The following is a 24,946-nucleotide window of genomic DNA, read 5'->3' as shown; positions in this document are numbered from 1 at the left end:
TGCAGTATCGGGATTTTCTTTAATGAGAAAAAGACTCAAAAATAGCAAAGATATTTGATTTCGAAGCACTAATCATCATTCCACCTTGGTCAGCTCCACGCCATCGACGGTCATTTTCATCTTTTTGTCTTGCAGATGCGGTGGCTGGGTGACGACGAAGGTGCTGCGGAGGATGCCGACGCCAACGTCGAAGTTATCGCCATTGAATTCCAGGATATCGACATTGAGATCAAGGTTCTTGCCCGGCTGGTTGCGTTTGTAGTGCAGCTTGCCGCCGGCTTCGATGTTAAGCTCCATGTCCTTACCCTTCCAGTCGCCGATGTAGGCGCGCTTGGCGGCCGGGATGGGCTGTGGATCGGCTTGCGCCACCATCGGCGCGGCCAGTGCGCACAGCAGCAAAACGGATTTGAATGACATGACAGTCCTCTTCGGTCAAAGTTAAGATAGTTAAAATAGCATGAATTCTGAGAAACTTGCCCTGCTGCTCACGCGTGAAATGCCTTACGGTAAATACAAAGGCCGCGTCATCGCCGACCTGCCCGGCCACTACCTGGGCTGGTTCGCGCGCGAAGGCTTTCCCTCCGGTGAACTGGGCGGCCTGATCGCACTGATGTACGAGCTCGACCACAACGACCTGCGCAGCCTGCTCGATCCGCTGCGCCCGGCTCGGTCGCGCTGAGCCGTTCTTACAGGATGCCGATATCCTTGAGCCAGTTTTCCACCAGCGACGGCCACGACGACACCGGATGGTCCTTGTCCCTGAGGCCGAAGGCGTGCCCGCCCTTGGCGAACAGATGGACCTCCGCCGATACGCCGGCCTGGCCTAGCGCTTGCGCGTAGAGGGTGCTGTTGCAGATGGGGTCGACGGGGTCGTCCCAGGCTTGCAACAGGAACGTAGGCGGCGCCTGCCCGCTGACGCGGATGCTGGAATCGAACTTTCCGCCGGCGCGGCACAGGTGGCCTGGATACAGCGCAACGGCAAAGTCGGGGCGGCTGCTGAGCTTGTCGACCGCGTCGACCGGCTTGTACGCCGGCGCGAAAATATTGCTGGCCTGCGCCACCAGATAACCGCCTGCCGAGAAGCCGATCACACCGATTTTGGCGGGGTCGATGTGCAGTTCCGTGGCCTTGGACCGGACCAGCTTGATCGTCCTTTGCGCGTCCTGCAGCGCGCGCGCAACCTTGGGCGTCACGTGGCATTGGCACTTCTCGTCCCAGTAGTGGTTACCGTTGGGAACGCGGTACTTGAGCAGCACGCAGGTGATGCCGCGCGATGTCAGCCAGTCGCAGATTTCCGTGCCCTCCAAATCCATGGCCAGCACCTTGAAGCCGCCGCCGGGAAATACCACGACCGCCGCCCCGGCATTCTGGCCCTTGGGCGCATACACCGTCATGGTCGGCTGGCTGACATCGCGCGCCTGGATCCACCCTCCGTGTCCGGTAGCGGGGCCGACAGACTCCGGCTTCGGTGCGGATATCGCATCCGGCACCGCGCCGGGCCAGATCGGAATCTGCACCTGACCCGACGACGGTTGCCAAGTCTCAGCCTGTGCCGGAACGTTTGCTATCAATAGAACCAACACAAACGAGATGATGCTGAATTGGGGCATGCTAGTGCGCCCGCTGCTCTACCTGGACCGCGCTTTCATCGGCGACCAGCAACTGCGGCGCCAGGCCTTTCCTCATGCGCTCCTGGAAAAAATTGGCGCCGATGCCGTCGCTCCACTGGCCGATGGTGTAGTTCTTCAGCACGGCAATCTGGTCCGGGTTCAGGGCCCGCTCAAGCTGGTACTCGGTGCGGCCGATCAGTCGGCCAGTGGCGCTGTCGAACGTGAAGTCCAGGCTGCCGCCGCTGATGCCGGCATCTTCCAGCTCGCCCGCATCTTCGCCGTCGAACAGAAAGTCTGCAAAGACTTCCTCGTCGTAGGAGAGGCCGTCCAGCGTTTTCAGTATGGCCGCGTCTTCAATGAACAGGCCTTCCTCGCCGCTCTCCGGGTCCACTTGCTGGAAATCGAATACGCCTGCGTAAGTCGAAAAAGTAATAGATGGCAAAGTATTCTCCTGTGGTTGTGTCAGATTTTCATTTCATCGACCCGCGCCAGCAACTCCATGCACTTCGCTCGCGGGAACAAGGTCTTAAGCTCAGAAGTCACAAATGCTTCGCGCACGCTGGCATAGCGTCCAGGATAGACTGCCTTGGCAAGCAGCAAGCTGCGCATCGCGCGATGGTCCAGCGGGCCACCAATGCTGTATTGCTCGTATTCGACCAGCGGCCGGACATTCGCCAGGTTTTCTATTTCGTCCAGGTTGGCGTAGCGCTTGAAAAACGGCAGCAGGTCTTCTGGAAGCAGCACCTCAATCTCGCGCGCCACCACAGCCATATCCGCTTGCATCGTTGCCGGAAACACCTTCCACAACGGGGCATTCCTTCGGCGCTGCCACATCAACGTCCAGGTTTGCTGCTGCTCTTCTTCGCCATGAACAAATCCCAGGGTGTTCCAGGGCACTTCAATACGGTCATGGTGGATGTGTCCATACACGGCGATCTTGAAATACTCTCCGGAACTTGTCCCCTGATTGACGATCACCACCGCATCGAAGCCATAGGGTTGCTTGCGTACAAACGATCCCCATTTCCTGTTCAGCTCAAACCCCTGCGCGGCCAGCGTTGTCACCAGCAGCTTGCCTATGCCCAGCTCAATTCTGTCCACAGTATTTTCCTGAATTCCGAGATGGATATAAGAATATCATTTCCACAACAAAAAAAGGCATCTCCATGCGCGGCAATCGTGACATCCCAGCCATGCAAATAAGTGTATAAAGAAGACACTATTGCAATTCCGAAGGAGAACATCATGGCGACCGAGCCGCACAGCTGCACTTGCTTCATCATCCCGTCCAGTATGCTGCGCAAGCTGGCCGATGCCGCCGCATCGCCGGTGGACCGCTGCCTGCTGCTGGACCAGTGCGAAACCTCGGCCTACCTGCGCGGGCAGCGCTCGGTCACGCCGGTCGTGGCCGGCATCGCCTCGGTCGGCGAAAAACGCCGCACCGTCTTCGACGCCAGGCACAAATCCACCCTGCCCGGCAAGCTGGCGCGCAGCGAAGGCGGCGTGGTGGTGGCCGACGCCTCCGTCAACCAGGCCTACGACGGCGCCGGCGCCACCTACGATTTTTATCGCGAAGTCCTCAAGCGCAACTCCATCGACAACAAGGGCTTGCGCATCGATTCCACCGTCCACTACCTGAACAAGTTCAACAACGCCTTCTGGAACGGCCAGCAAATGGTCTACGGCGACGGCGACGGCAAACTGTTCCTCGGCTTCACCGGCGCGCTCGACGTCATCGCGCACGAGCTGACCCACGGCGTGACCCAGCATGCCGTGCCCGGCGGCCTGGTCTACGAAAACCAGAGCGGCGCGCTGAACGAATCGATCTCTGACGTGTTCGGCAGCATCGTCAAACAATGGAAACTCAAGCAGAGCGTCGACCAGGCGGACTGGCTGATCGGCGCCGGCATCCTGGCGCCCGGCATCGGCAAGGCGCTGCGCTCGATGGCCGATCCCGGCAACAGGGAATTAACCTGGTCGGGCGACGATCAACCGAAAACCATGGCAGGATATGTGGAAGGTGGCGATGTGCACATCAATTCGGGCATCCCCAACCATGCTTTTCACGCGGCGGCCATGGCGCTCAAGGGCAACTCGTGGGACAAGGCCGGACCGGTCTGGTACAAGGCGCTCGGCCTGCTGACATCGAACGCCACCTTTGCCGACATGGCCAAGGCCACCACGCAGGCGGCCACGCTGCTGTACGGCGCCGATTCAGTCGAGCAGCATGCGGTGCAGGCGGCATGGAAAGGCGTCGGCGTCGTTTAGGAGAAATCGTATGACACGTTTATCGTTGCGATGCACCGGAGGATTTACCGGCCCGGCCGGCGCGCAGACGCGCACCGTCGATCTGTCCTTGCTGCCGCCGCATCAGGCGCATGAGCTGGAGCACTTGTTGACGGCCAGCGATTTCTTCGCACTGCCGGACCAGCTGCTCAAGCCGGCGCCATGCTCGTCGGATTTTCTGTACGACCTCCAGGTGGACCAGGGCCAGCAGGCGCACTGCATCCGCTACCACCTGGACGCCGCGCCGGCGCCGCTCAAGGAACTGACCGACAAGCTCTCCGAAGCCGATCCCGACTAGTCGATTTTCAATTCCGGATAGCCGGTGCGCGTATCGAGCTCGCGCGTGAAGCGCTGGCCGGGCAGCAACGCCAGCAGCAGCTCCGCCGTGGTGCGCACGATGCAGCCCGCGCACACATGGCCGCCCAGCACCCGCCCCTGCGCATCCGACACCGACATATGCAGGTGCGCACCGTCGGCCGAAATCGATCCGGCCAGGGTCAGGATTTCCAAGTCGCCGCGCAGCTCGTCCGGCTGCGGCATACCGGCGTAACGCAACTGCGCCACGTTCAGGCTGCCGATGCCCTGCAACACGAAGCCCGCCTGATGGCCGCTGGCGACCAGCGCCGCCACCACCGCAGCGCGCAGATCGTCGCCGGGAGCTAGCCGCAGCGCCAGCGTTTGCATCAGGCCACCATGCGCGCGAATTCGCCCTGCTCGACCAGCTTCTGCAGATCGTCGGCGCCGCCGATCAGCGTGCCTTTCACGAAGATCATCGGGAAGCTCGGCCAGCCAGTCCACATCTTCAGCGCCGTGCGCGGACGCCATTCGGACAGGTAACTACCATAGCTCAGGTATTGGTAGGGTGTGCCGAGGCCGTCGAGGATTTTGCGGGCCTTGCGCGGGAAAGGATTCAAGCCCATGCCGACCACCACCACTTTGTTGGAGGCCACGGCGGCCTGCACCTCGGCCACCAGGTCGCGGTGAAAGCCGCTCACGCGCTCGCGCACGGCTGGGTGGATGTGGGCTTCGTCCAGGATGTTACGGCTCATCGGTGTTCCTCATGAATGATTGATGAGCGTAAGAGTAGCCGCAACCGGCGCGGCGGCATAGCCTTTTCCGCGCCGGCGTGAAGGATCAGAGCTCCAGCTTGGAGATCTTGGTGCCTTCGAGGTTGAGGTTGGCCATCAGGCCGGCGTTGGTGAGCACCAGCGCCTGCACCGGATTGTTGGCGGTGGTGGTATCGATCTCGCCATTGGCGCCCACTTTCAGCAGCGCCACCGAGCCGTCGACGCCGGCCGTCCAGCCTTTGCTGGCGCGGAATTTATCCAGCGCTTCCCGGGTCATGAACAGCAGCACCACGGCCTTCGACTGCGCGCCGGCCTGGAAGCCGACCGACACCGAGGCCACGCTGTAATAATCGACCGTCTGGCCGCCGCTGCGCAGCACGCCCTTGCCGTATTCGCCGCCCACCACCAGGCCGGCCGCCAGCACGCGCGGGAACACCAGCACGCCTGCCGATTTGCGCACCAGCTCGCGCGAGCCCTTCACTTCCGAATACAGGCGCTCCAGCGTCGAGTAGGAGCCCTGCTCGATCTCGGTGCGCACGGCAGACGAATCGGCCTTGCCGGCCGAGGTGGTGGTAGTGCAACCGCTGATGCCGAGGCCCTGGCCAGCAAACGCCAGCGCCACCGTGGTACGAACCAGGAAAGTACGTTTTTGCATAGCTGTCTCCAAAAAGTGCCGCGGTCGCGGCGTGACCAAATGATGTTAATTGATTATAAACTCGCGTCGTCCTTCGTCGTCGCACGGCTGAGCACTTTGTCCGGCTTGCTCGAACGCCGAACACAGGCGGTTGCCCTGCGGGTCTTCCAGCCTCGGATGCACGCGCAGCAGATGGGTGCCGGGCCGCCAAGCCTGGGCCGGCGTGAAGCGCCACTCGCGCTCGCCCGCCAGCAACTGCGCGGAACCCGCCAGTCGCCGGCCATCCGGTCCTTGCAGCGCCAGCAGCGCAGCCGCGTCGCCATCCACGGCGCTGGGCAAGCCCACCCGCAGCGGCTGCCGGCTGCCCCGTTTGACAGCATGCACCGTCCAGCCTTGCGGGTCGATGCGTTGGCGCAAAGGCGGCCCCACGCGCCAGCGTTTTTCCACCACCCGGCCCAGTTGAGGGTCGTCTATCCGCAACACCACAGTGCGCCCCGGCCGCAGCGCCGGTCCCAGCGCCAGGTTCGGGCCGACGCCGGTCTTGATACGCCCCGGATGCAACAGCAAGGCCACGCCCAGGCCGTCCGCATCGGCCAGCGGCAGGTCGAGGAAGGCGCCGGCGATGGGCGTGCCGTCACCGTCGGACAGGGTCACGCGGCGCAGGTCCAGCGGCGCGGCCAGCGGCGTGTCCAGATGCAGTTCGATACGCAGCAGGTTTTCCGGTACTTCAGGTCCCGACGGCGTCACCCGCGGGCCGGCCAGCGCCAGCAAGGGACTCAGGGCCAGCAGCGCCAGCCCACCCTTATCCCTAGCGCGCCAATTCAGGATAGCCCTCCAGCCCGCGCGCGTACTTGTGGAACTCGCGGAACTTGTCCCCTTCCGGATATTTGTAGTCGGGGAAATCATATTCGTTCACGAAGTCGCTCAACCGCAGATAGGCTCCCTTGGGGATAGACACCAGTTGCATATTGCCGCCGGCATCGTCGCGCCGCAACGCCAGCAGCAATTGCGGATTGAGGTTGTCGATGCGCAGCACCGCCGACAACGGCGTCATCGTGGCCTTGACGCCCAGGTAAGGTTTGGACGGCCAGTCGATCGGCGTGGTCAGTCCGGGCGCGGCCGCGCCGGCGCTGAGGTCGGCGGCGCTCAGCAAATCGGCCGAGCGGCTGGAGTTGACCAGCAGCGCAAATTCCGCCTCGCCCTGCTTGAACGTCACCAGTCCGTTCGGTGCGCTGCCCCAGCCCATCTCACCCACAGTCTTGGCGACGATGTGGGCGCCGTCCTTCAGGTCCTTGAGCGCTATCGTCACCAGCGGCGTGCAGGTGTAGGCCGCCACCAGCGTCGGTTCGCCGGCGATGGTCATCACCGCCATGCTGCGGATCGGCGCCCGCGTCTCGACTTCGTTGTGCACCGGGTGGTACATCTCGACGGTGGTGGCCTGGGCCTTGCCGCTGAACGGATAGTCGTACACCCGCAAGGTCGAAGCGAAGCTGCGGTTCGACAAGCCGGCCACGTACAGCTTGTTCTGGTGGAAGCGCATGTCGGTGACGGTCAACGTTTGCGCCGGCAGGTCGCGCCAGAAAGCCAGGTCGGCCGCTGGCGCATCGGTGATCGAGGCTGAGCTGGCCGCCTTGCCCAGATCGACGCGGCTCAACTTGCCTACGGCGTCGATGCGCACGATGGCGGGCCAGGTCTTGCCTTTTGCGCCGCGCACCGTCAACGCGACATAGGCGATCTCGCTGTCGGGCTGCACCGCCAGGTCTTCGAAGCGCAAGGCCGCCGGCGCCACGCCGAGCAGCTTGGCGATCGGGGCCTGCACATCCATCAGGTTGAATGGCTTGCCGGCGGCCTTGGCCGGCATGGCAACCGGCAGCGCGTAGATGCGCGCGCCCTTCCAGTCCGCCACGAACAAGGTTTTCGCGTCGCCAAAGGTGAGCTTGGTGGCGGACTGCATGGCCGCCGGCGCGGCCTGGCTGACGGCCGCCACCAGGGCGCCAATACAGAACAAAGTCAGTTTCATGCGTTGCACATGCACCTCCTGGTCGAGTTGTTGCCGGTTTTCGGCGTCGACCAGCGTAGCATCTGCAACCGCCCGGGCGGTGCTCAAATTACAACAATCAGAAATTACTCAGCTTTTGCGCCCTGCCCGAACAAAATGGCGCGCTCTTCGGCCGACATGTTGCGCTCCTTGCGGGCGTAGACATTCTCCACGCCGACGTAGGCCTTGATGGTGGCCGGCCGCGCCCGCATCGCTTCGAACCAGCGCCGCAGGTCGGGAAAATCGGCCAGCGTCTGCCCGTGCCCCTCGTGCGGCACGATCCACGGGTAGCAGGCGATGTCGGCGATCGAGAACTCGCCGGCGATGAAGTCGCGGCCTCGCAGCTGCTTGTCCAGCACGCCGTACAGGCGGCTGGTCTCGCGCGTGTAGCGGTCGATGGCGTAAGGCACGGTCTCCGGCGCGTAGATGTTGAAGTGGCCGATCTGTCCCGCCATCGGCCCCAGCCCGGCCACCTGCCAGGTCAGCCATTGCAGCGCCTCCAGCCGCGCGCGCGGATCGCGCGGCAGGCCGAAGCCGCTCTTGTCGGCCAGGTATTGCAGCATGGCGCCGGACTCGAACATGCTCAGCGGCGCGCCGCCGTCGGCCGGCGCGTGGTCCACCAGCGCCGGGATCTTGTTGTTCGGCGAGATGCGCAGGTACTCCGGCGCAAACTGTTCACCCTTGCCGATGTTCACGCGGATCAGCCGGTAGTCGAGACCGGCCTCTTCCAGGTACATGGTCATTTTTAAGCCGTTGGGGGTGGCGGCGTAGTAGAGATCTATCATGGTTTGATTGTGCACCGGGACGGCGCGCCGGCGGGATGCCAATCGCGGGATTTTTCAGGAGGCCAATCAGGCCGAACTTCAGCGGCCGCCGAAGGCCAGGCGCTTGCCTTCGCGCAGCATGCCGGCGAACTCGGTCGCCGGGATCGGCTGGCTGAACAGATAGCCTTGCAGCTGGTCGCAACCCAGCTCGCGCAGGAAGCTCATCTGCTCGGCCGTCTCCACGCCCTCGGCCACGATCTCCTGGCGCAGCTGCTGCGCCATGGTGACGATGGCGCGCGCGATGGCGCAATCGTTCTCTTCGTACGGCAGGCCGATGACGAAGGAGCGGTCGATCTTCAGAGTGCTGATCGGGAATTTCTTCAGATAGGCAAGGCTGGAATAGCCGGTGCCGAAATCGTCCAGCGCCAGCGCCATGCCCATCGCCACCAGCTCGTTCATGATGGCGATCACATTGTCGGTGCCGCGCACCAGCAGGCTCTCGGTGATTTCCAGGTTGATCTGGTCGGGCTGCACGCCGTGCCGCTCCAGCACCGCCGCGATGCGCTTGGGCAGCTGGTTGTCGAACTGCCGCGCCGACAGGTTGACGGCGATCGGCGGCATGATCAGGTTGGCGTCCTTCCACTCGCGCACCTGGCGGCAGGCTTCCTCCAGCACCCAGCTGCCGAGGTCGAGGATCAGGCCGGTCTCTTCCGCCACCGGGATGAACACGCCCGGCGACACCAACCCGCGCACCGGATGGCGCCAGCGCAGCAGCGCCTCGGCGCCGACGATGCGGCCGCTGCGCAAGCTCACCTTGGGCTGGTAGTACAGCATCAGCTCGTTGTTGCTGAGCGCCTGGCGCAGCTCGCTCTCGATGCGCAGGTGTTCCTTGGCGCGCTGGTTCATCTCCTCGCTGTAGAACAGGAAGGCCGATTCGATATTCTGCGCGGCCTTGCTCATCGCCACGTCGGCGTAGCGGATCAGGGTCGAGACCTCGGTGCCGTCCTCGGTGTAGACGGTGATGCCGATGTGGGCGCCGACCTGCAGACGATGGCCGCCGATGACGATGGGCGCGACCAGCGCGGCCAGCAGCTTTTGCGCGACGATGGCCGCGTGTTCGCGCTTTTCGATGTGCAGCAGCGCGACCGCGAACTTATGGCCGTCCAGCCGCGCCAGCACGTCGGCCTCGCGCAGCGACAAGCGGAACAGGCGGCCGATCTCGCACAGCAGGCCGTTGCCGATATCGTGGCCCAGCGTGTCGCTGATGGCGCCGATGCGGGTGATCTCGATCACCAGCAGCGCGCCGTGTTCCTGCGAGCGCTTGGTCTCGGTCAGCGCCTGGCCGACCAGCTGGTTCAGCAGGCACAGGTTGGGCAGGCCGGTCAACGTGTCGTAGTTGGCCATGCGCTGCATGCGCGCCTCGGCGTCTTTGTGCACGCTGATGTCGGAAAACAGCGAGAAGGTGTGGCTGATCTTGCCCTGCTCGTCGCGCACCACGCTGATGGTCACCGACTGCGGGAACAGTTCGCCGTTCTTGCGCTTGCCGATAATCTCGCCGCGCCACGGCCCCTGGCCCTGCATGGCCGAGCGCACCTTGGCGCGGAACTCGGCGTCGTGCACGCCGGAGCGCAGCAGGTCCGGCGTCTTGCCGATCGATTCTTCCGGCGTGTAGCCGGTGATGCGGGTGAACGAGGAATTGATCGAGACGATGCGCTCGTGGGCGTCGGTGATCAGCACGCCCTGGTCGCTGTCCTCGATGATGCGGGCGTGCAGGTTGAGCTTGTCCTCTTCCGACAAGGCTTCGTTGACCTTGGTGAGCTTGATCAGCATGCCGACCGGGTCGCCGCCCTCGTCGTTGCGCAGCAGGATGTGCAGGTTCACCCAGATCAGTTCGCCATTCTTCTTGCGCCGCCGTACCTCGGTGTGCGCGCCGCCGGCCGGGTTGCCGTCGGTCTCGAAGAACAGCTCGGCGATGTTGCCGTCGTCGTCGCCTTCGGCGTACAGGAACAACACGTGTTGGCCCATGGCTTCCGCGGCGGTGTAGCCGAACATCTGTTGGGCGCCGGTGTTCCAGCCGGTCAGGTAGCCGGCCAGGTCCAGCTCCAGTTCCGCATCCGCCGGCGGCGCCGCCTTGCCGGGTACGCCAACGCCGGCTTCGGCCAGCGCGGCATCGAGCTTGGCCAGCGTCGCCGCCAGCGCCTCGCCCGACTCGCCGCGCGCCTGCCGGCTCAGCGCAAGACAACGCTCGATCGCGTCATGCATGGGGAGCACCTGCCTTGCCCGCCGATACGCCCTGCATCCATAGGTAAGCGTCGGCCAGGATCTGGTTGAAGCCGGCGTTGTCGATCTGTAGCGCCTGCAAGCCCAATGTCAGCGCCGCGACATCGTCGTGTTCGGCGGCTTCGACCACGCTCAGCAACTGGCCCAGTTCGCCTTCGCGCGACAGCAGCGCCAGTTGCACGGCTTCGCTGATGGTCAGCGGTTTCAGCACCTCGGCCAGCGGCATGCCGAACAACACGCCCAGCAGCGAGAACATGCCGGCCATGAAAGCCTGTTCCTGGTGCGGCTTGTCGTGGCCGGCGGCCTTGGACAGCAGCTCCATCGCCCGCGCCCGCACCGACACGCGCGCCAGCAGCATGGCCGAACGCTGGTCGGCCTCGCGTGACGAGAACAGCATCAGGTTGAGCCAGCGGCGCAGCTGCGAGCGGCCCAAAATCAAAATGGCTTGCGAAAAACTGGTGACGCGGCGGCCGGTGCCCATGCCCAGCGAATTCACCAGCCGCAACAGGTGGTAGGACAGCGTCGGATCCTGGCGCAGCAGCGCTTCGATTTCGTGGGTGTCGGCGTCGGCCGAGACCAGTTGCACCAGCTTGAGCGCCAGCGCGCGCGAGGCGGCCTGGCTGCCGACCGGCTTGGGCGGCGGCGCCAGGAACCAGTCGCCCTCGATCCACGCCACGCCGGTGGGCAGCTCGGCGGCCAGCGCGATATCGCTGTGGTGGACTTTGTCGGCGGGCAGCGCCTTCCAGCCGGCCTCGTCCAGCAATTGATGGACCGCCGCCTTGGCGTCAGTTTGGCCGACGCGATAGTAGCAACTCATGCTGCCGGAAGCCAGCTCCTGCAAGACGCTGGCCGGCATAGTATCGATTTGCAAGCCACTGGCATCGAGCAGCAACGCCGACGGCACGCCGTTGCGGTCGGCCAAAGGATGCAAGAATACGGGCGGCATGGCAGTCGTAGCGGTCATTGGGGGTGTCCAGCGAAAGCGGTCGGTGATCCTGCTATGGTACTCCGAAATTATTGGCGTCGGCCAACATTATGCTGGCGAGGCGGGCAATATCAAACGGTGGGGCAAATGCCCGACCAGCCGCTCGAACAGCCCCGGCTGTTTCATGCGGGCCAGCCACCACTGCAGCGCGGCGCCGTGCTCGCCGCTGCGCCAGGCCAGGTAGAAGGTTTCGGCCGGTTTGGGCTCTTCCACCTCCTTCTCCACCAGCAGGCCGGCGGCGATGGCGGCGCGCGCGCACGGCTCCGGCAGGAAGCCGAAGCCCATGCCGGCCAGCTGGTACTGGAACTTGGTGGCCATGTCGGGTACGGTCAGCGTATCCTGGCCCAGCAGCAGGCCGACGGTGCGCGGCGCCATCTGGCGCGCCGAGTCTGCCACGCTGACGGCGCGGTATTGCTGTAATTGCACGCGGTCCAGCCGGCCCTGCACCGCCGCCAGCGGATGCGACGGCGCCACCGCGAACACGAAGCCGATCTTGCCGATCGGCAGGGAGACGTAGCCGCCGCCGGCCGGGCCGTCGCCCGCCACGCCCACCAGCAGGTCGGCACGGCGGTCCAGCAGCGCTTCCCAGGTGCCGGACAGGGCTTCCTGCACGATGCGCAGCCGGGTCTGCTGGGCGACCTCGTAGAAGGCCTTGATATCGTCGTGGAACATGCAGGCCGAGAACATCGAATCCATGCCGACCGCCAGCTCGGTCTCCCAGCCGGAGGCCACCCGGCGCACGCGATGTTCCAGGTCCTGCGCGGCTTTCAGCAGATAGCGCCCCTCTTTCAGCAGCTCGACGCCGGCCGCCGTCAGCACCACGCGCGGGCCGTTGCGCTCGAATACCTGCACGCCGAGGTCGTCCTCCAGCTTGCCGACGGTGTAGGAAATGGTCGAGGGCACGCGGTGCAACTCCTTGCCGGCGGCGGAGAACGATCCGCGACGGTCGATGGCGTCGACGATTTGCAGGGCTTCCAGGCTGAGTCTTAGCATTCGATTTTTTCGATAGTAAAGCGGTAAATTTTCCGTTTTTTTATTCCGAAGCACCCGTTTATACTGTGATTCATGGATGCAGCGATAAGAAAACAGCTTTCAAAATTATCGCACATTAACTTACAAGAAACGGAGCCCTACCATGTTGCAAATTCGTAAAAGTGAAGAACGCGGCGTCGCCAACCACGGCTGGCTGCAATCGCGCCACACCTTCTCGTTCGGCAGCTATCACGATCCGAAACATACCGGTTTCGGCCCGCTGCTGGTCATCAACGAAGACCAGGTCCAGGGCGGCCAGGGCTTCGGCACCCACGGTCACCGCGACATGGAAATCATTTCCTACGTGCTCAGCGGCGCGCTGGAACACAAGGACAGCATGGGTACCGGTTCGGTGCTGCATTACGGCGACGTCCAGCGCATGAGCGCCGGCAATGGCGTGCGTCACAGCGAGTTTAACCACTCGCCGAGCGAACAGGTGCATTTCCTGCAGATCTGGATCCAGCCCAACCAGACCGGCATTCCGCCGAGCTACGAGGAAAAGCACTTCACGCCGGAGAGCAAGCTGGGCCAGCTGCGCCTGATCGCCTCCAACGACGGCCGCGAAGGCTCGGTGCTGATCCACCAGGATGCGGCGATCTACGCCACCATCATGACGGCGGGCGACAGCCTGAAGCATGAGCTGGCCGCAGGGCGCCAGTCCTATGTCCACGTGATCCGTGGCGAGGTGACGGTCAACGGCACGGCGCTCAAAGGCGGCGATGCGTTGAAAATCACCGGGGAAACGCTGGTGACGCTGCAAGACGCCAACGCGGCGGAAGTGCTGGTGTTCGACCTGCCTTCGTAGGCTAGAGGCCGGCCTAAAAAAACTTTCCGCCAGTTTTGGTATCATGAAGGGCGCGCCGGGTCTGTTCGAACAGCCCGGCGCGCCTTTTTTACCTTGAATATCAATTAATTGAAGAGCATAGCTATGTCGCAGAGCGCAGCAACCCCGGCAACAGACGAACTGGATTACATGACTTCCTGCGCCCTGCCGACCCCTTGGGCCCAGTTCACGCTGCACGCCTTTGTCGAAAAGGCAACCGGCAAGGAACACCTGGCGATGGTGCTGGGCGACATCGGCAACGGCGAGCCGGTGCTGGCGCGCGTGCATTCCGAGTGCCTGACCGGCGACGTGCTGTTCTCGCAGCGCTGCGACTGCGGCGCCCAGCTGGAAGGCGCGCTGAAGAAGATCGCCGCCGAAGGCCGCGGCGTGCTGCTGTACCTGCGCCAGGAAGGGCGCGGCATTGGCCTGATCAACAAGATCCGCGCCTACCGCCTGCAGGAAGCCGGCGCCGACACCGTGCAGGCCAACGAGCAACTGGGCTTCAAGCCGGACCAGCGCACCTATGGCCTGGTGCAGCCGATGCTGGCGCAGTTCGGCGTCAAAAGCTTACGCCTGATGACCAATAATCCGCGTAAGATCGATGCCATGACCAAACTGGGCATCGAGGTGGCCGAGCGCGTTCCGCTGCTGGTCAACCGCAATGCCTTTAACCAGCACTACCTGAACACCAAGGCAGCCAAGCTGGGCCACATGATGACGCCGCTGACCCCGGCGCCGGTGGAGGATGGCGCGCTGTAAGCTTGGTTTTTAAAGCTTGATTTTAAGGACTGCATGAAATTTAACCAGCTTGCCGTTTCCATCGCCCTGACCTGGGCCAGCGCCGCCGCACTGGCGGCGCCAGGCGCGAACGCGGCGGCCGCGCCGCCGCAACTGGCCGCCGCGCAGTCTTCCGCCAAGGCCTCGGCGCCCGACGCCGACAACGCCGACGCCGCCCCGCTGCCGCCGCCCTCCACCGCGGCCCAGCATCTCTACGGTTCCGCCAAAAACGATATCCTGCAAGTGCGCTCGCTGCTCAAGAGCGGCCGCACGCAATCGTCGGTCGGCTCCGGCTTCTTGATCGGCACCAGCAACCTGGTGATCACCAATTACCACGTGGTCTCGCAGTTCGCGCTCGATCCCGACACCTACGTCGGCGAATGGGTGGACACCAGCGGCCAGCGCGGCAACGTCGAACTGCTGGCGGTGGACGTGCTGCACGACCTGGCTGTGCTGCGCGTGAGCCGCAACGGCACCGGCTTCTTCAAGATCCCCGAACAGCTGGCCAAGCTGACGCAGGGCCAGTACCTGTACTCGCTGGGCAATCCGCTCGACCTGGGCTTCGCCATTTCCGAAGGCGCCTACAACGGCGTGATCGCGCGCAGCTTCTACGACCAGCTGATGTTCACCGGCCCGATCAACTCCGGCATGAGCGGCGGCCCCAGCGTGACGGTGGATGGCGCGGTGGCCGGCGTCAACGTCTCCAAGCGCCTCGATGGCGAACTGGTCAGCTTCCTGGTGCCGGCCCGCTTTGCGCAGGACCTGCTCAAGCGCGTGGAGCAGCAAAAGAAAACGCCGACCGACTTCACCGCCGTGGTCGCCGCCCAGCTGCTGAACCATCAGCGCGCCATGGTCGACCAGCTGCTGGCCAGCCCGCTGACCCTGAAACCGATGGGCCCGTATCAGGTGCCGGTGCGCGAGTCCGAGCAGATGCGATGCTGGGGCCGCTCCAACGTCAAGGCCGACAAGCCGTTCACGGTGGACGACGCCAGCTGCGCCATGGAGTCGGCGATCTTCGTCAGCGGCTCGCTGCAAACCGGCCAGTTGAGCATACGCCACCAGTACCTGCGCAGCACCGGCCTGGACAAGCTGCGCTTCGCGCAACTGGCCAGTTCCTCGTTCAAGAACGAACACTTCGGCACCAACAAGGACACCCGCCTGACCGGCCCGCAATGCACCGAGGACTTCGTCAAGAACAAGGACTTGCCGCTGCGCGCCGTGCTGTGCGTGCGCGCCTACCGCAAGTTCGCCGGCCTGTACGACTTCGCGCTGCTGACCGCCAGCACCGACCAGGGTTTGATGAGCCTGCAAAGCCGGCTCGATGCGCGCGGCGTCTCGTATGAAAACGGCCTGCGCCTGTCGCGCGTGTTCATCGAATCGCTGGGCCTGGCGCCGGTGGTCAAGAAGCCTGTCGTGGCGGCCGCTCCGGCCAAGGGAGGCAAGCAATGAAAGCCCCCTACTTCATCGAGATCCTGGCCCGCAACGGCGACGTGCTGCACCGTCACAAGGTAGCCGCGCTGCCGATCCGCCTGGGCCGCAGCTACGATAACGACGTCATCCTCGACGACGCCCACAGCGCCGCCGCCCACGCCGTGGTCGACGCCAACGAGGAAGGCGAGCTGGTGCTGCGCGACCTGGGCAGCAAGAACGGCACTTACCTGAACGGCAAGCGCCAGACCAGCGTGGTGTTGGCTGGCGACACCATGGTGCGCCTGGGCCACACGCGGCTGCGGGTGCGCGCGGCCGACTTCCCGGTCGCCGACGAAGTGGCCGACACCACCATGCACGGCTGGGAAGGCACGGCGCCCGCCACCATAGGCCTGGCGCTGATCGCCATCTTCACCTGCGCGGAAACCTGGCTGTCCGACGTCGAACCGTTCGCGCTGATACGCTACCTGCTGGTGCTGGCAAGCAGCCTGGCGGCAGGCCTGCTGTGGAGCGGTGTATGGGCGCTGGCCAACCGTTTGTTCGGCAGCCACGCGCGGCTGGGCCGTCACTTGTTCATCCTCGGCAGCGGCCTGGCCGTGCTGGGTGTATGGCGGGTCGGCGGCGCGGCGCTGGCGTATGCGTGGTCGGCCGAAGCATTCACCCGCTACGGCAACCTGGTCACGCTGGCGATCGCCTGCGGCATGCTGTTCTTCCACCTGATCACCATCAAGCCCCACCATCCGCGTCGCTTCGCGATCAGCTGCTGGGTGATGCTGGTGGGCGGCGCCGGCCTGATGCTGATGACCAATCTGCAAAGCACGGGGCGCGCCTCGGACGAGCTGTACATGTCGGTGCTGCTGCCGCCGGAAGTGCGCCATAGTCCCGATCGCAGCGTCGACCAGTTCATGGCCGACGCCGCCAAACTGAAAACCGGCGCCGACGCCGCCCGCGCCCGCGCAGTCAAGGACGGCACGCCGGAAACCGACGACGACGACGGCAACGAATAACCCCGGGGTCAGGTCCCCCATTTGGTCACGAACCCGGCCGTAGCGGCTCGCTACGCTTCAGCTCATGCGCAAATGGGGGACCTGACCCCGGATAAAAAAAGCCCGCCGGCCTGAACGCGCTTGCATGCGTTCAGTGCCGGCGGGCTTTTTTATGTGCTGTCTGTTACTTGGCTGCTTTGCGGCGGCGGGCAATGGCGCCTACCAGGCCCAGGCCGGCCAGCATCATGGCGTAGGTTTCCGGCTCAGGTACGGCGGTGGTGACGGACACATTGTCCAGCACGGCGCCCGAGTAACCGTCGCCACCAACGCTGCTGAACACCAGCGCTTGCAAACCACCGGTGGTGGTGAAGTTGAAGGTGTAGTTGGTGACAGGGGTGCTGCCATCGAACGAGTAGTGGTTGCCACCAACGAACACGTCCAGATCGGCGCCGTGCGAGTATGGGTTGTGGGTCAGGTCGAACGACAGCGTGTAGGTGGTGCCGGCGACTGCGGTGAACGATTGCGACAGTACGCCCGGACCTGGCGTGCCCAGCATGTCGATGCTGTTACCCCAGATCGAGTTGTAGCTTTGGTTGATGACGTCGACCGAATTACCGCCGACGGTCCAGAAGGCAATCGCACCTTCGCCTGCGCCCACACGGACGTAGTTGTTCAGATTGGCGCCGGTGACGTTTTCAAAGTCGCCGTTCTGAATCAGGTTGGCGGCCGATGCGGCGCCCGAAACGCTTGCTGCGGCGATGGCTGCTGCCAGGATCAGTTTGGACATTTTCATGTTGTGACTTTCAAAAAGGTGGGAACGGCGACTCAATGACGCTATTCTACCGACTAATTTCAAAGACACAACTAAAATTTCATTTTGTTACTGAATATGTGTTTTTTGCAATGTTTCGGCAACATCAAGAAGGCCAGCCGCGCAGCACCTGGTCCACCACTTCCTGCAACTGTTTGCGGGTGGCGCCGGCCGCCGCCTGCACTGCCATCCCATTGGAGACCGTCATCACATAGCGCGCCATCTGGCCCGAACAACTGTCAGCCGGCAGGTCGCCATCAGCCTTGGCGCGCTCCAGGCGCGCGCGCAATTTAGCCTCGCTGGCGGCGCGGCGTTCGATTAAAGAGTCGCGTATTGGCAACGCATCGTCGCTGCAGGCGAGCGCGCCGTTGATCACCAGGCAGCCGTGCGGGTTCTCGGATTCGGTCTGGGCGTCGGCATTGCCGCGCAAAAAATGCTCGACCACGGCGCGCGCGGTCGGCTGCTCCAGCGCCGCGTTGAACAGCGGATCGTGGGAAGCGCCGTAGCGCTCCAGCGCCATGCGGAACAAATTCTCCTTGTTGCCGAACACGGCGTACAGGCTGGGACGGTTCATGCCCATCGCCTCGGTCAGCTCCGGCAGCGAGCTACCTTCGTAGCCCTTCTCCCAGAACACTTTCATGGCCTTGTCCAGGGCTGTCTCCGCGTCAAAAGTGCGCGGGCGGCCGGACTTGCGAGCAGTTGCAGAAATATCTTTCATACCGATCGGTTAAAAATTGATTGACAAAGTTCTTGGAGATCTTCATTATGAACCGATCAGTAAAAAACTCAAGTATTTTTACAGCTCATAGGGAATAACTCATATGCAAAACCACACCAACGCCCAGGCCGTCCTGCCCGACGACGCGCCCTCGCCCATTTCCACACCCACCCGCGCCGCCTGGCTGGCCGTGCTGTCGGTCGCCGTCGGCTCGTTCGCGCTGGTGACCACGGAGTTCTTGCCGGTCGGCCTGCTGCCGTCCATCGCCGCCGAACTGGGCGTAACCGAAGGCATCGCCGGCATGATGGTCACCGTCCCCGGCCTGGTGGCCGCGTTCGCCGCCATCCTGGTCACCATCGGCGTCGGCAAGACCGACCGCCGCTACGTCATCTGGGGCCTGACCGCCACGCTGATCGTCTCCAACCTGATCGTCGCACTGTCGCACAGCTATCCACTGGTGCTGGCCGGACGCGCCTTGCTGGGCATAGGCGTCGGCGGTTTCTGGGCCATCGGCGGCGCGCTGGGCAACCGGCTTGTGCCGGAAGCCTCGGCCGCCCGCGCCACCTCGATCATCTTTGCCGGCATCTCGCTGGGCACCGTGGCCGGCGTGCCGGCCGGCGCCATGATCGGCGAGATGGTGGGCTGGCGCATGGCCTTCTTCACCGCCAGCGCGGTGTCGCTGCTGGTGCTGGCGGCGCAAATGTGGCTGCTGCCACGGCTGCCGACCACGACCGCCCTGACCTTTGGCCAGTTGCCGGCGCTGCTGCGCGTGCAAAAGGCGCGGCTGGGCATGCTGGCCACGCTGCTGATCTTCATCGGCCAGTTCGCCGCCTACACTTATGTGACGCCATTCCTAAGCCAGGTTGCCGGCTTGAGCGCCAAGACCATCAGCGTGCTGCTGCTGATTTATGGCGCGGCAGGCTTCGCCGGCAATCTGATCGGCGGTTGGGCGGTGGCCAAAAGTGTGAAAAACTCGCTGATCGCCACCGGCGTGATCATGGGGTTGTCCGCCGCGGCGATGCCGCTGTTCGGCACCACGGCCGCCGGCGCCACGGTGCTGATCGTGATCTGGGGCCTGGCCTTCGGCATGATGCCGATCTCGGTACAAACCTGGATGTTCAAGGCCGCGCCGGATGCGATGGAGAGCGGCGGCGCGGTGTTCGTCGCCACCGCGCAGATCTCACTGGCCAGCGGTGCGCTGGTGGGTGGCGTGTCGGTCGACTATCTGGGCGTGTCGAGCGCGATGGTGGTCGGCGGCGTGTTTGCGCTGGCGATGGCCGCCGTCATTGCGGCGTGGGCGCGGGACGACGGCAAGCCTTTAGCCAAGCTGCACGCCGTTCATTGATCAGATCCGGCCGCGTTTGAATTCAGCCAGGAAGGCCTTGGTCTCCCTGGCTGACAGCACTTTGATCTCATCGCCATGCCAGGCGTACAAATATGGCGTGCCGCCCAGGCGATCGGTCAGCTTGGCGTCGAGCAGGAAGCAAGTGCCGAGCGGGTACTCGTCGCTCATGCTGCGCGAACACTGCACATGCAGTTCAGGCGAGAACGCCTGTCCCGGCACCGGATGGATCTCCACCCTGCCCGCGCGCTCCACCGAATGCACCGCCACCTGCCGATAAGCGTAGATATCACGCGCCATCGTCCATCCTTCGCCGTCAAAAGCGCCATGGTAGCAGATCGTTTATCGATACTGGCTATCCCGTCAACGAAGTAATGAACTCCAGGAAGGCCAGCGTTTTCGCCGGCGGATGATAGCGCGAAGGGTAGTAGGCATACATCGGGAAGCGTTCGTCCGGCCATGCCGTCAACACCGGCGTCAGCGCGCCTGAGCGCAGCAGCGGCTCCACCGCCAGGTCGATCACCTGCGCCAGGCCGTAGCCGGCCAGCAGTACGCTTTCCATGGTGCCGGCGTCGTTCAGCGTCAGCTGGCCGCGCGGGTTGACCACCGTGGTTTTGCCGCCGCGATGGAACTCCCAGTCGTAGGGCCGGCCCGTCGCCGGATTGCGGAAATGGATACAGGTGTGGTCCTCGCTTTCAAGGTCGGACGGTTTCTTCGGCACGCCATGGCGGCGCAGGTAGGCCGGCGTGGCGACGGTCAGCACGCGCGTGTCCATCAGCTTGCGGGCGATCAGTGATGACGATTGCGGATCGCCGAAACGGATCGCCAGGTCGAAGCCATCGCCCACCATGTCGCCCAACTGGTCGCGCGCCACCAGGTCCAGATCCAGTTCCGGATGCCGCTTCAGGAAGGCGCCCAGTTTGGGGCCCAGCAGCAGCCGCGCCAGCAGCGGCTCGATATTGACGCGCAGCCGTCCGCGCACCACCACCGCGCCCTCTCCCGCCGAGGCCACCGCCTCCTCCAGCCCCGCCAGCAGCGGGCCGATTTGTGCATAGAAGCGCCGGCCTTCGTCCGTCAGCGATACCTTGCGCGTGGTGCGGTCGAACAGCCGGATGTTGATCCGCGCCTCCAGCTTGGCGATGGCGCGGCTGACGCCGGACTGCGACATCTCCAACGCCTCGCCCGCACGCACGAAGCTGCCGGCATCGACGATCGCCGCCAGCACGCGCATGCCATTTACTACCCTTTCGTCGAACGCCATGATGTATGCCGATTTGTCATGAATGATATGAGTTCCATGCTATCGGAGTATCGGTGGTTTTGCATCAGAATTCTTGCATGCGGACTTTCCGCCTCATTCAAGGAGAACATGATGTATGCAACCAACGATATGAAATCAGGTACGGGCGGCCGCTTGCTTGGGCAGCGAGTGATAGTGCTCGGCGCTTCTTCGGGCATCGGGCTGGCGGTGGCGCGCGAGGCCTTGCGTGAGCAGGCGGAGGTGCTGGTGGTGTCGAGCCAGATCTCGCGCGTCGAGAAGGCGCTGGAACACCTCGGCAGCAAGGCGCAGGGCTGCGCGCTGGATCTGCGCGATGAACGGGCCATCGAGCGCTTCTTCGCCACCGCAGGTGAATTCGATCATCTGGTTTATACGGCGGGCGATGCGCTCACGATCGGCGCCTTGCCGGGCGTCGACCTGGCGGCGGCGCGCTCGGTGTTTGACTTGCGCTACTGGGGCGCGCTGGCGGCGGCCAAGTACGGAGCGCGCCATATCCGGGCGGGTGGCTCGATCACCTTCACGACCGGGATCGCGTCGGCGCGTCCGCAGAGCGGATGGTCGCTGATGTCCAGCGTGTGCGGCGCGGTGGAGGCGCTGACGCGGGCGCTGGCGGTGGAGTTGGCGCCGCTGCGGGTCAATGCGGTATCGCCGGGGGTGATCGCGACGAATCTGTGGTCGGACATGCCGCAAGCGCAGCGTGAGCAGTTGTTTACCGACGTCGGTGAGTCGATGCTGGTCGGGCGCGTGGGATCGGCGGAAGACGTCGCCGCCGCCTACCTGTTCCTGATGAGCAGCGGCTACGCCACCGGCCAGACCCACGTCGTCGACGGCGGCGCACTATTGATCTAATCGAAGGACGGTTGAGAATGCCAGGCACAGGATATCGAAACGATGTCCTGGCGACCTGGCATTTTTATTTGGTGGCGCTTGAAGGATATCTTTAAGCCACTAAACTGAAATGACTACGTACACGTGGGACGAAGCCAGGCGCCTAAGCAACCTGCGCAAGCACGGCCTGGATTTCGCCGACGCGCACGCCGTGTTTGGCGCGGAATGCTATACGGCGGAGGACATGCGTTTTCACTATGGCGAACAGCGTTTTATTACGATTGGACATTTCGCCGGCCGCGAAGTTGCAGTTATCTATACGGAGCACGATGATGAAATCAGACTTATCTCATTTCGGAAAGCAAATCGCCATGAAAGACGCACCCTGTTCGGAAGATGATGGTGACTGGACGAGCGTTATGCCTATTCCCGAAGACGAGATCGAATATGATGAAGATTGCCCTCCTTTGGAATCCGGCGTCTACTCAGAACCGATACATCGGTTTAACGGGAGAATTATTCCGCCGCGAAAGTCGCCCACCGATCCGGATGACCCTGAGGTGCTTGCATTCATGAGATCGCTAACGCCTTTGGTTCAAATGGAGCCGGCTATTTTGGGTGGTATGCCCGTATTTAAAAACACACTCGTGCCAATCAAACGTATGTTCGACTATCTACTGAGAAAAAAAACAATGGACGAGTTTTTAACGGACTATCCCGCAGTGTCCCGTGACTTGGCTATCGGCGTACTCGAGTCAGAGGCGACCTTGTTTTACGAAGATATCAGCAAGGCGATGGATTCGGCCGCGATGCCCTCTTCCCTGCCCAGGTAGCCCAACTTCTCATTGGTCTTGGCCTTGATGTTGACCTGGCCGACGGCCACGCCCAAATCCTCCGCGATATTCGCGCACATGCTGGCGATGTGCGGCGCCATCTTCGGGCGCTGCGCGATGATGGTCGCGTCGATGTTGCCGATGCTGTAGCCGGTGGCCACCACGCGCCGCGCTGCTTCCTTCAGCAAGGTGCGCGAATCGGCGCCCTTGAACTGCGGATCTGTATCAGGAAAGTGCTTGCCGATGTCGCCCAGCGCCGCGGCGCCCAGTATCGAATCGGTAATCGCGTGCAGCAGCACATCAGCGTCCGAGTGGCCCAGCAGGCCCACATGGTGCGGGATGTCGACGCCGCCGATAATCAGCTTGCGGCCTTCCACCAGTGCGTGGCAATCGTAGCCCTGGCCGATGCGGAATGGGAGTTTGGTCATTTTTCTATCCTGTGTTATTCGCCGGCGGCCAGGTACATTTCCGCGATGCGGATGTCGGCCGGCAGCGTGACTTTCAAATTACGTGGATGGCCTTCGATCAGCCGCGGCGACAGGCCCAGCATCTCGACGGCGCTGGCGTCGTCGGTGATGGCGTTGGCGTCCGGGGCGCTGCCCAGGGCGCGCAGCAGCAACTCGTAGCTGAACATCTGCGGCGTCTGCGCCAGCCACAGGCCGTTGCGCGAGACGGTCGTCGCCGCCACCGGCACCACGCCGGTCGCGCGCTTGACCGTGTCCACCACCGGCAGCGCCAGCAGGCCGCCTGCGGCATCGTCGCCCACGCCGTCTATCAGCTTGGCGATCAGGGCCGGCGTCAGGCCCGGACGCGCGGCGTCGTGCACCATGATCATGTCGCCGCCGGCGACCACGCCTTGCAGCTCACGCAGGGCATTGAGCACCGTGTCCATGCGGGTGGCGCCGCCGCAGCGCAGCACCGTCACGCCGTCCAGGTCCGCCGGCAGCACGCCGTCGATCTGGCCGTCGGCCGCGCTGACCACCACGTAGGTGTGCGCCACCCGGTCGCTGGCGCGGAACGCGTCGACCGCATGACGCAGCATCGGCTTGCCGCCCACCGTCAGGTATTGTTTGGGTCCGTCCGCCGCCATGCGCGCGCCAACGCCTGCGGCGGGCAACAATGCAAAGTAACGCGGTGTGTGTTGGGATGCAGTCATAGTGTTCAGTTATTTATGGCGGCGCAGCAGGATGGCGGCGATCTCGCCGTCGCAGACCTTGCCCATGCGGGCGTATTCTTCCGGCGTATCGATCTCCGCCTGTTTGGCCCTGCCCTTGTCGAATTCATCGCGGATGAAAGGGAACCAGGTGCCGTTGATCTCGTGCTCCAGCGCCGACATCGCCGTGCCCGACGGCGCATACAGCGGCTTGGCTTCGAAGCGTTTGTTCAAGGCCTCGCGCACCACCAGCTCCACGCGGGCCAGGTTTTCCATGTAGGCCTGCAGATGCCGCTGTTCGTGTTCGAGGATCGCCTGGTACGCGCAGGTGCCCGGCGCGAACTCGTTGCCGACATAAATCAGCACCGGCGAATAATTCAGCTTCAGGTCCACGCGCGGAGCGATGCATTCGTAGCCGCTGACCGGATCCTGCAGCACCGGCCCGCCCAGGTCGACCGAATACTGGCCCTTGGTCACGGTCAACCCCAGCGTCACCATCTTGTTGTCCATGTTGCCGGACTTCGCGGTCAATGCGCGGTATGGCAGCTGGTTGTTGATGGTGTAGCCGTTCTGCTTCGCCGACAGCACCGACACCGTCTTCGCGATCGTATCCTCGCAGCGGACTTGGAACGGCGTGCGCTGCGCGGCGGCGCTTGCCGCGCCGCTGGCCAGCAGGCCGAGACCGACGAGGACGGGGAGCTTCATAGCGTCCAGTCGCCCGCGCGCAGCTTGTCCAGCCAGAAGATGCCGATGACGGTCTTGACGTCGGTGATTTTCCCTTCGCGCACCCATTGCAGCAGCTCGTCGATGGTGGCGGTGAAGGTTTCGAGGAACTCGCCTTCGTCCAGCTTCTGCGGGCCGGCTTTGAGGCCGCGCGCCAGGTACAGGTCCAGGTGCTCGTCCGAATAGGCGATGGCGTTGTGGATGGTGCTGACGAACTGCCACTCGCTGGCGGTGTAGCCGGTTTCTTCTTCCAGTTCACGCTTGGCGCTGGCCAGCGGGTCTTCGTTGTGGTCGATTTTCCCGGCCGGGAATTCGATGAACACCTGGTGCAGCGGATAGCGGTACTGGCGCTCCATCAGCACCGTGCCGTCGTCCAGCAGCGGCAGGATCACCACGGCGCCGGGGTGCAGCACGTATTCGCGCGCGGTGTGCTTGCCGTCAGGGAGAGCGATCGTGTCGCGTTGAACTTTGAGGAAGTGGCCGTCGTAGACCAATTCACCGTCGATACGGGTTTCTGTCAGATGCTTGTCCATGCCTGCTCCACGTCGT

Annotated in this window: 32 protein-coding genes; 11 read left to right on the top strand and 21 right to left on the bottom strand. The window is 63.7% G+C overall.

Annotation, left to right across the window (positions count from 1 at the left end):
- Positions 1-75 precede the first annotated feature (75 nt).
- Positions 76-417 (bottom strand): hypothetical protein, encoded by a 342-nt coding sequence (locus V6M89_RS07510; protein ID WP_332852601.1) that lies wholly within the window; start codon positions 415-417, stop codon positions 76-78.
- A gap of 40 nt (positions 418-457) precedes the next feature.
- On the opposite strand from V6M89_RS07510, the gene V6M89_RS07505 reads away from it, so the two are divergent.
- On the top strand, positions 458-679 hold the full coding sequence (locus tag V6M89_RS07505; RefSeq protein WP_332852600.1) for a DUF3820 family protein: 222 nt from the start codon (positions 458-460) through the stop codon (positions 677-679).
- Positions 680-686: 7 nt separating this feature from the next.
- Here the strand turns inward: V6M89_RS07505 and V6M89_RS07500 are convergent, their stop codons facing one another.
- The 3 genes from V6M89_RS07500 to V6M89_RS07490 all read right to left on the bottom strand — a co-directional run bounded on the left by V6M89_RS07500 (position 687) and on the right by V6M89_RS07490 (position 2,711).
- Positions 687-1,517 (bottom strand): alpha/beta hydrolase, encoded by an 831-nt coding sequence (locus tag V6M89_RS07500; RefSeq protein ID WP_332852599.1) that lies wholly within the window; start codon positions 1,515-1,517, stop codon positions 687-689.
- A 94-nt stretch (positions 1,518-1,611) separates the two neighbouring features.
- The gene (locus V6M89_RS07495; protein ID WP_332852598.1) at positions 1,612-2,052 is read right to left on the bottom strand and encodes a hypothetical protein; all 441 of its coding nucleotides are present in this window, start codon (positions 2,050-2,052) and stop codon (positions 1,612-1,614) included.
- Between the two features lie 20 nt (positions 2,053-2,072).
- Positions 2,073-2,711: a hypothetical protein gene (locus V6M89_RS07490; protein ID WP_332852597.1), complete on the bottom strand. Its 639-nt coding sequence runs from the start codon at positions 2,709-2,711 to the stop codon at positions 2,073-2,075.
- Positions 2,712-2,855: 144 nt separating this feature from the next.
- Between V6M89_RS07490 and V6M89_RS07485 the strand changes: the two genes are divergently transcribed.
- Both V6M89_RS07485 and V6M89_RS07480 read left to right on the top strand, forming a co-directional pair.
- Complete coding sequence (locus V6M89_RS07485; RefSeq protein ID WP_332852596.1) at positions 2,856-3,878, top strand: M4 family metallopeptidase; 1,023 nt, start codon at positions 2,856-2,858, stop codon at positions 3,876-3,878.
- A gap of 10 nt (positions 3,879-3,888) precedes the next feature.
- Positions 3,889-4,194, top strand: coding sequence for a protealysin inhibitor emfourin (locus V6M89_RS07480; RefSeq protein ID WP_332852595.1), 306 nt, complete (start codon positions 3,889-3,891; stop codon positions 4,192-4,194).
- Here V6M89_RS07480 and V6M89_RS07475 read toward each other — a convergent pair.
- From V6M89_RS07475 to V6M89_RS07435, 9 genes are all read right to left on the bottom strand, one after another.
- Entirely contained in the window at positions 4,191-4,580 is a 390-nt protein-coding gene (locus V6M89_RS07475) for a PPC domain-containing DNA-binding protein (RefSeq protein WP_332852594.1), read from the bottom strand. The two genes, V6M89_RS07480 and V6M89_RS07475, sit on opposite strands and share 4 nt — an antisense overlap.
- Positions 4,580-4,945 (bottom strand): glutaredoxin, encoded by a 366-nt coding sequence (locus V6M89_RS07470; protein WP_332852593.1) that lies wholly within the window; start codon positions 4,943-4,945, stop codon positions 4,580-4,582. The genes V6M89_RS07475 and V6M89_RS07470 overlap by 1 nt, the downstream gene beginning before the upstream one ends.
- Positions 4,946-5,030: 85 nt before the next feature.
- Positions 5,031-5,618: a BPSL1445 family SYLF domain-containing lipoprotein gene (locus V6M89_RS07465; RefSeq protein WP_332852592.1), complete on the bottom strand. Its 588-nt coding sequence runs from the start codon at positions 5,616-5,618 to the stop codon at positions 5,031-5,033.
- 45 nt (positions 5,619-5,663) lie between these two features.
- A complete protein-coding gene (locus tag V6M89_RS07460) occupies positions 5,664-6,368 on the bottom strand; it encodes a hypothetical protein (protein WP_332852591.1) in 705 nt (234 codons plus the stop codon).
- A 37-nt stretch (positions 6,369-6,405) separates the two neighbouring features.
- Positions 6,406-7,617, bottom strand: a complete 1,212-nt coding sequence (locus tag V6M89_RS07455) for a hypothetical protein (protein WP_332852590.1) — start codon at positions 7,615-7,617, stop codon at positions 6,406-6,408.
- A gap of 104 nt (positions 7,618-7,721) precedes the next feature.
- Positions 7,722-8,420, bottom strand: a complete 699-nt coding sequence (locus tag V6M89_RS07450; protein WP_332852589.1) for a glutathione S-transferase N-terminal domain-containing protein — start codon at positions 8,418-8,420, stop codon at positions 7,722-7,724.
- Between the two features lie 78 nt (positions 8,421-8,498).
- Positions 8,499-10,661 carry a putative bifunctional diguanylate cyclase/phosphodiesterase gene (locus V6M89_RS07445; protein ID WP_332852588.1) on the bottom strand — a complete coding sequence of 721 codons (2,163 nt, stop codon included), beginning with the start codon at positions 10,659-10,661 and terminating at the stop codon, positions 8,499-8,501.
- The gene (locus V6M89_RS07440; protein WP_332852587.1) at positions 10,654-11,643 is read right to left on the bottom strand and encodes an EAL and HDOD domain-containing protein; all 990 of its coding nucleotides are present in this window, start codon (positions 11,641-11,643) and stop codon (positions 10,654-10,656) included. The genes V6M89_RS07445 and V6M89_RS07440 overlap by 8 nt, the downstream gene beginning before the upstream one ends.
- 69 nt (positions 11,644-11,712) lie before the next feature.
- On the bottom strand, positions 11,713-12,657 hold the full coding sequence (locus V6M89_RS07435) for a LysR substrate-binding domain-containing protein (RefSeq protein WP_332852586.1): 945 nt from the start codon (positions 12,655-12,657) through the stop codon (positions 11,713-11,715).
- 142 nt (positions 12,658-12,799) lie between these two features.
- Between V6M89_RS07435 and V6M89_RS07430 the strand changes: the two genes are divergently transcribed.
- The 4 genes from V6M89_RS07430 (at position 12,800) to V6M89_RS07415 (ending at position 16,731) form a co-directional block, all read left to right on the top strand.
- Positions 12,800-13,501 (top strand): pirin family protein, encoded by a 702-nt coding sequence (locus V6M89_RS07430; protein ID WP_332852585.1) that lies wholly within the window; start codon positions 12,800-12,802, stop codon positions 13,499-13,501.
- Positions 13,502-13,624: 123 nt separating this feature from the next.
- The gene (gene ribA, locus V6M89_RS07425; protein ID WP_116988059.1) at positions 13,625-14,278 is read left to right on the top strand and encodes a GTP cyclohydrolase II; all 654 of its coding nucleotides are present in this window, start codon (positions 13,625-13,627) and stop codon (positions 14,276-14,278) included.
- A 33-nt stretch (positions 14,279-14,311) separates the two neighbouring features.
- Complete coding sequence (locus V6M89_RS07420) at positions 14,312-15,745, top strand: S1 family peptidase (RefSeq protein ID WP_332852584.1); 1,434 nt, start codon at positions 14,312-14,314, stop codon at positions 15,743-15,745.
- Positions 15,742-16,731 carry an FHA domain-containing protein gene (locus V6M89_RS07415; protein ID WP_332852583.1) on the top strand — a complete coding sequence of 330 codons (990 nt, stop codon included), beginning with the start codon at positions 15,742-15,744 and terminating at the stop codon, positions 16,729-16,731. Before V6M89_RS07420 ends, V6M89_RS07415 begins: the two co-directional genes overlap by 4 nt.
- Positions 16,732-16,894: 163 nt before the next feature.
- Here V6M89_RS07415 and V6M89_RS07410 read toward each other — a convergent pair whose 3' ends face one another.
- Together V6M89_RS07410 and V6M89_RS07405 are read right to left on the bottom strand one after the other, a co-directional pair.
- Positions 16,895-17,503, bottom strand: coding sequence for a PEPxxWA-CTERM sorting domain-containing protein (locus tag V6M89_RS07410; protein ID WP_332852582.1), 609 nt, complete (start codon positions 17,501-17,503; stop codon positions 16,895-16,897).
- Positions 17,504-17,627: 124 nt separating this feature from the next.
- The gene (locus V6M89_RS07405; RefSeq protein ID WP_332852581.1) at positions 17,628-18,239 is read right to left on the bottom strand and encodes a TetR/AcrR family transcriptional regulator; all 612 of its coding nucleotides are present in this window, start codon (positions 18,237-18,239) and stop codon (positions 17,628-17,630) included.
- A gap of 103 nt (positions 18,240-18,342) precedes the next feature.
- Here V6M89_RS07405 and V6M89_RS07400 point away from each other — a divergent pair, with 103 nt between their 5' ends.
- The gene (locus tag V6M89_RS07400) at positions 18,343-19,584 is read left to right on the top strand and encodes an MFS transporter (RefSeq protein WP_332852580.1); all 1,242 of its coding nucleotides are present in this window, start codon (positions 18,343-18,345) and stop codon (positions 19,582-19,584) included.
- Here V6M89_RS07400 and V6M89_RS07395 read toward each other — a convergent pair whose 3' ends face one another.
- On the bottom strand, positions 19,585-19,881 hold the full coding sequence (locus V6M89_RS07395) for a hypothetical protein (RefSeq protein ID WP_332852579.1): 297 nt from the start codon (positions 19,879-19,881) through the stop codon (positions 19,585-19,587). It abuts the gene before it with no gap.
- A gap of 55 nt (positions 19,882-19,936) precedes the next feature.
- On the bottom strand, positions 19,937-20,842 hold the full coding sequence (locus V6M89_RS07390; protein ID WP_332852578.1) for a LysR family transcriptional regulator: 906 nt from the start codon (positions 20,840-20,842) through the stop codon (positions 19,937-19,939).
- A 129-nt stretch (positions 20,843-20,971) separates the two neighbouring features.
- On the opposite strand from V6M89_RS07390, the gene V6M89_RS07385 reads away from it, so the two are divergent.
- From V6M89_RS07385 to V6M89_RS07375, 3 genes are all read left to right on the top strand, one after another.
- Positions 20,972-21,709 (top strand): SDR family oxidoreductase, encoded by a 738-nt coding sequence (locus tag V6M89_RS07385; protein ID WP_332852577.1) that lies wholly within the window; start codon positions 20,972-20,974, stop codon positions 21,707-21,709.
- A 109-nt stretch (positions 21,710-21,818) separates the two neighbouring features.
- Entirely contained in the window at positions 21,819-22,088 is a 270-nt protein-coding gene (locus tag V6M89_RS07380; RefSeq protein ID WP_332852576.1) for a BrnT family toxin, read from the top strand.
- A complete protein-coding gene (locus V6M89_RS07375) occupies positions 22,018-22,521 on the top strand; it encodes a DUF433 domain-containing protein (RefSeq protein WP_332852575.1) in 504 nt (167 codons plus the stop codon). Before V6M89_RS07380 ends, V6M89_RS07375 begins: the two co-directional genes overlap by 71 nt.
- Here V6M89_RS07375 and ispF read toward each other — a convergent pair.
- Genes ispF through V6M89_RS07355 form a run of 4 tightly spaced genes read right to left on the bottom strand, consistent with a single transcriptional unit; the run spans position 22,461 to position 24,930 of the window.
- On the bottom strand, positions 22,461-22,949 hold the full coding sequence (gene ispF / locus V6M89_RS07370) for a 2-C-methyl-D-erythritol 2,4-cyclodiphosphate synthase (RefSeq protein WP_116988050.1): 489 nt from the start codon (positions 22,947-22,949) through the stop codon (positions 22,461-22,463). The genes V6M89_RS07375 and ispF overlap by 61 nt on opposite strands.
- 14 nt (positions 22,950-22,963) lie before the next feature.
- On the bottom strand, positions 22,964-23,677 hold the full coding sequence (ispD, locus tag V6M89_RS07365; RefSeq protein ID WP_332852574.1) for a 2-C-methyl-D-erythritol 4-phosphate cytidylyltransferase: 714 nt from the start codon (positions 23,675-23,677) through the stop codon (positions 22,964-22,966).
- Between the two features lie 9 nt (positions 23,678-23,686).
- On the bottom strand, positions 23,687-24,379 hold the full coding sequence (locus V6M89_RS07360) for a hypothetical protein (protein WP_332852573.1): 693 nt from the start codon (positions 24,377-24,379) through the stop codon (positions 23,687-23,689).
- Positions 24,376-24,930 carry an NUDIX hydrolase gene (locus V6M89_RS07355; RefSeq protein WP_332852572.1) on the bottom strand — a complete coding sequence of 185 codons (555 nt, stop codon included), beginning with the start codon at positions 24,928-24,930 and terminating at the stop codon, positions 24,376-24,378. Before V6M89_RS07355 ends, V6M89_RS07360 begins: the two co-directional genes overlap by 4 nt.
- Positions 24,931-24,946: the final 16 nt, after the last annotated feature.

It is taken from the genome of Duganella sp. S19_KUP01_CR8 (genome assembly GCF_036688705.1).
GTDB lineage: Bacteria > Pseudomonadota > Gammaproteobacteria > Burkholderiales > Burkholderiaceae_D > Rugamonas.
The sequence above is the reverse complement of the archived record's forward strand: the minus strand, read 5'-3'. Positions and strand labels throughout refer to the sequence as shown.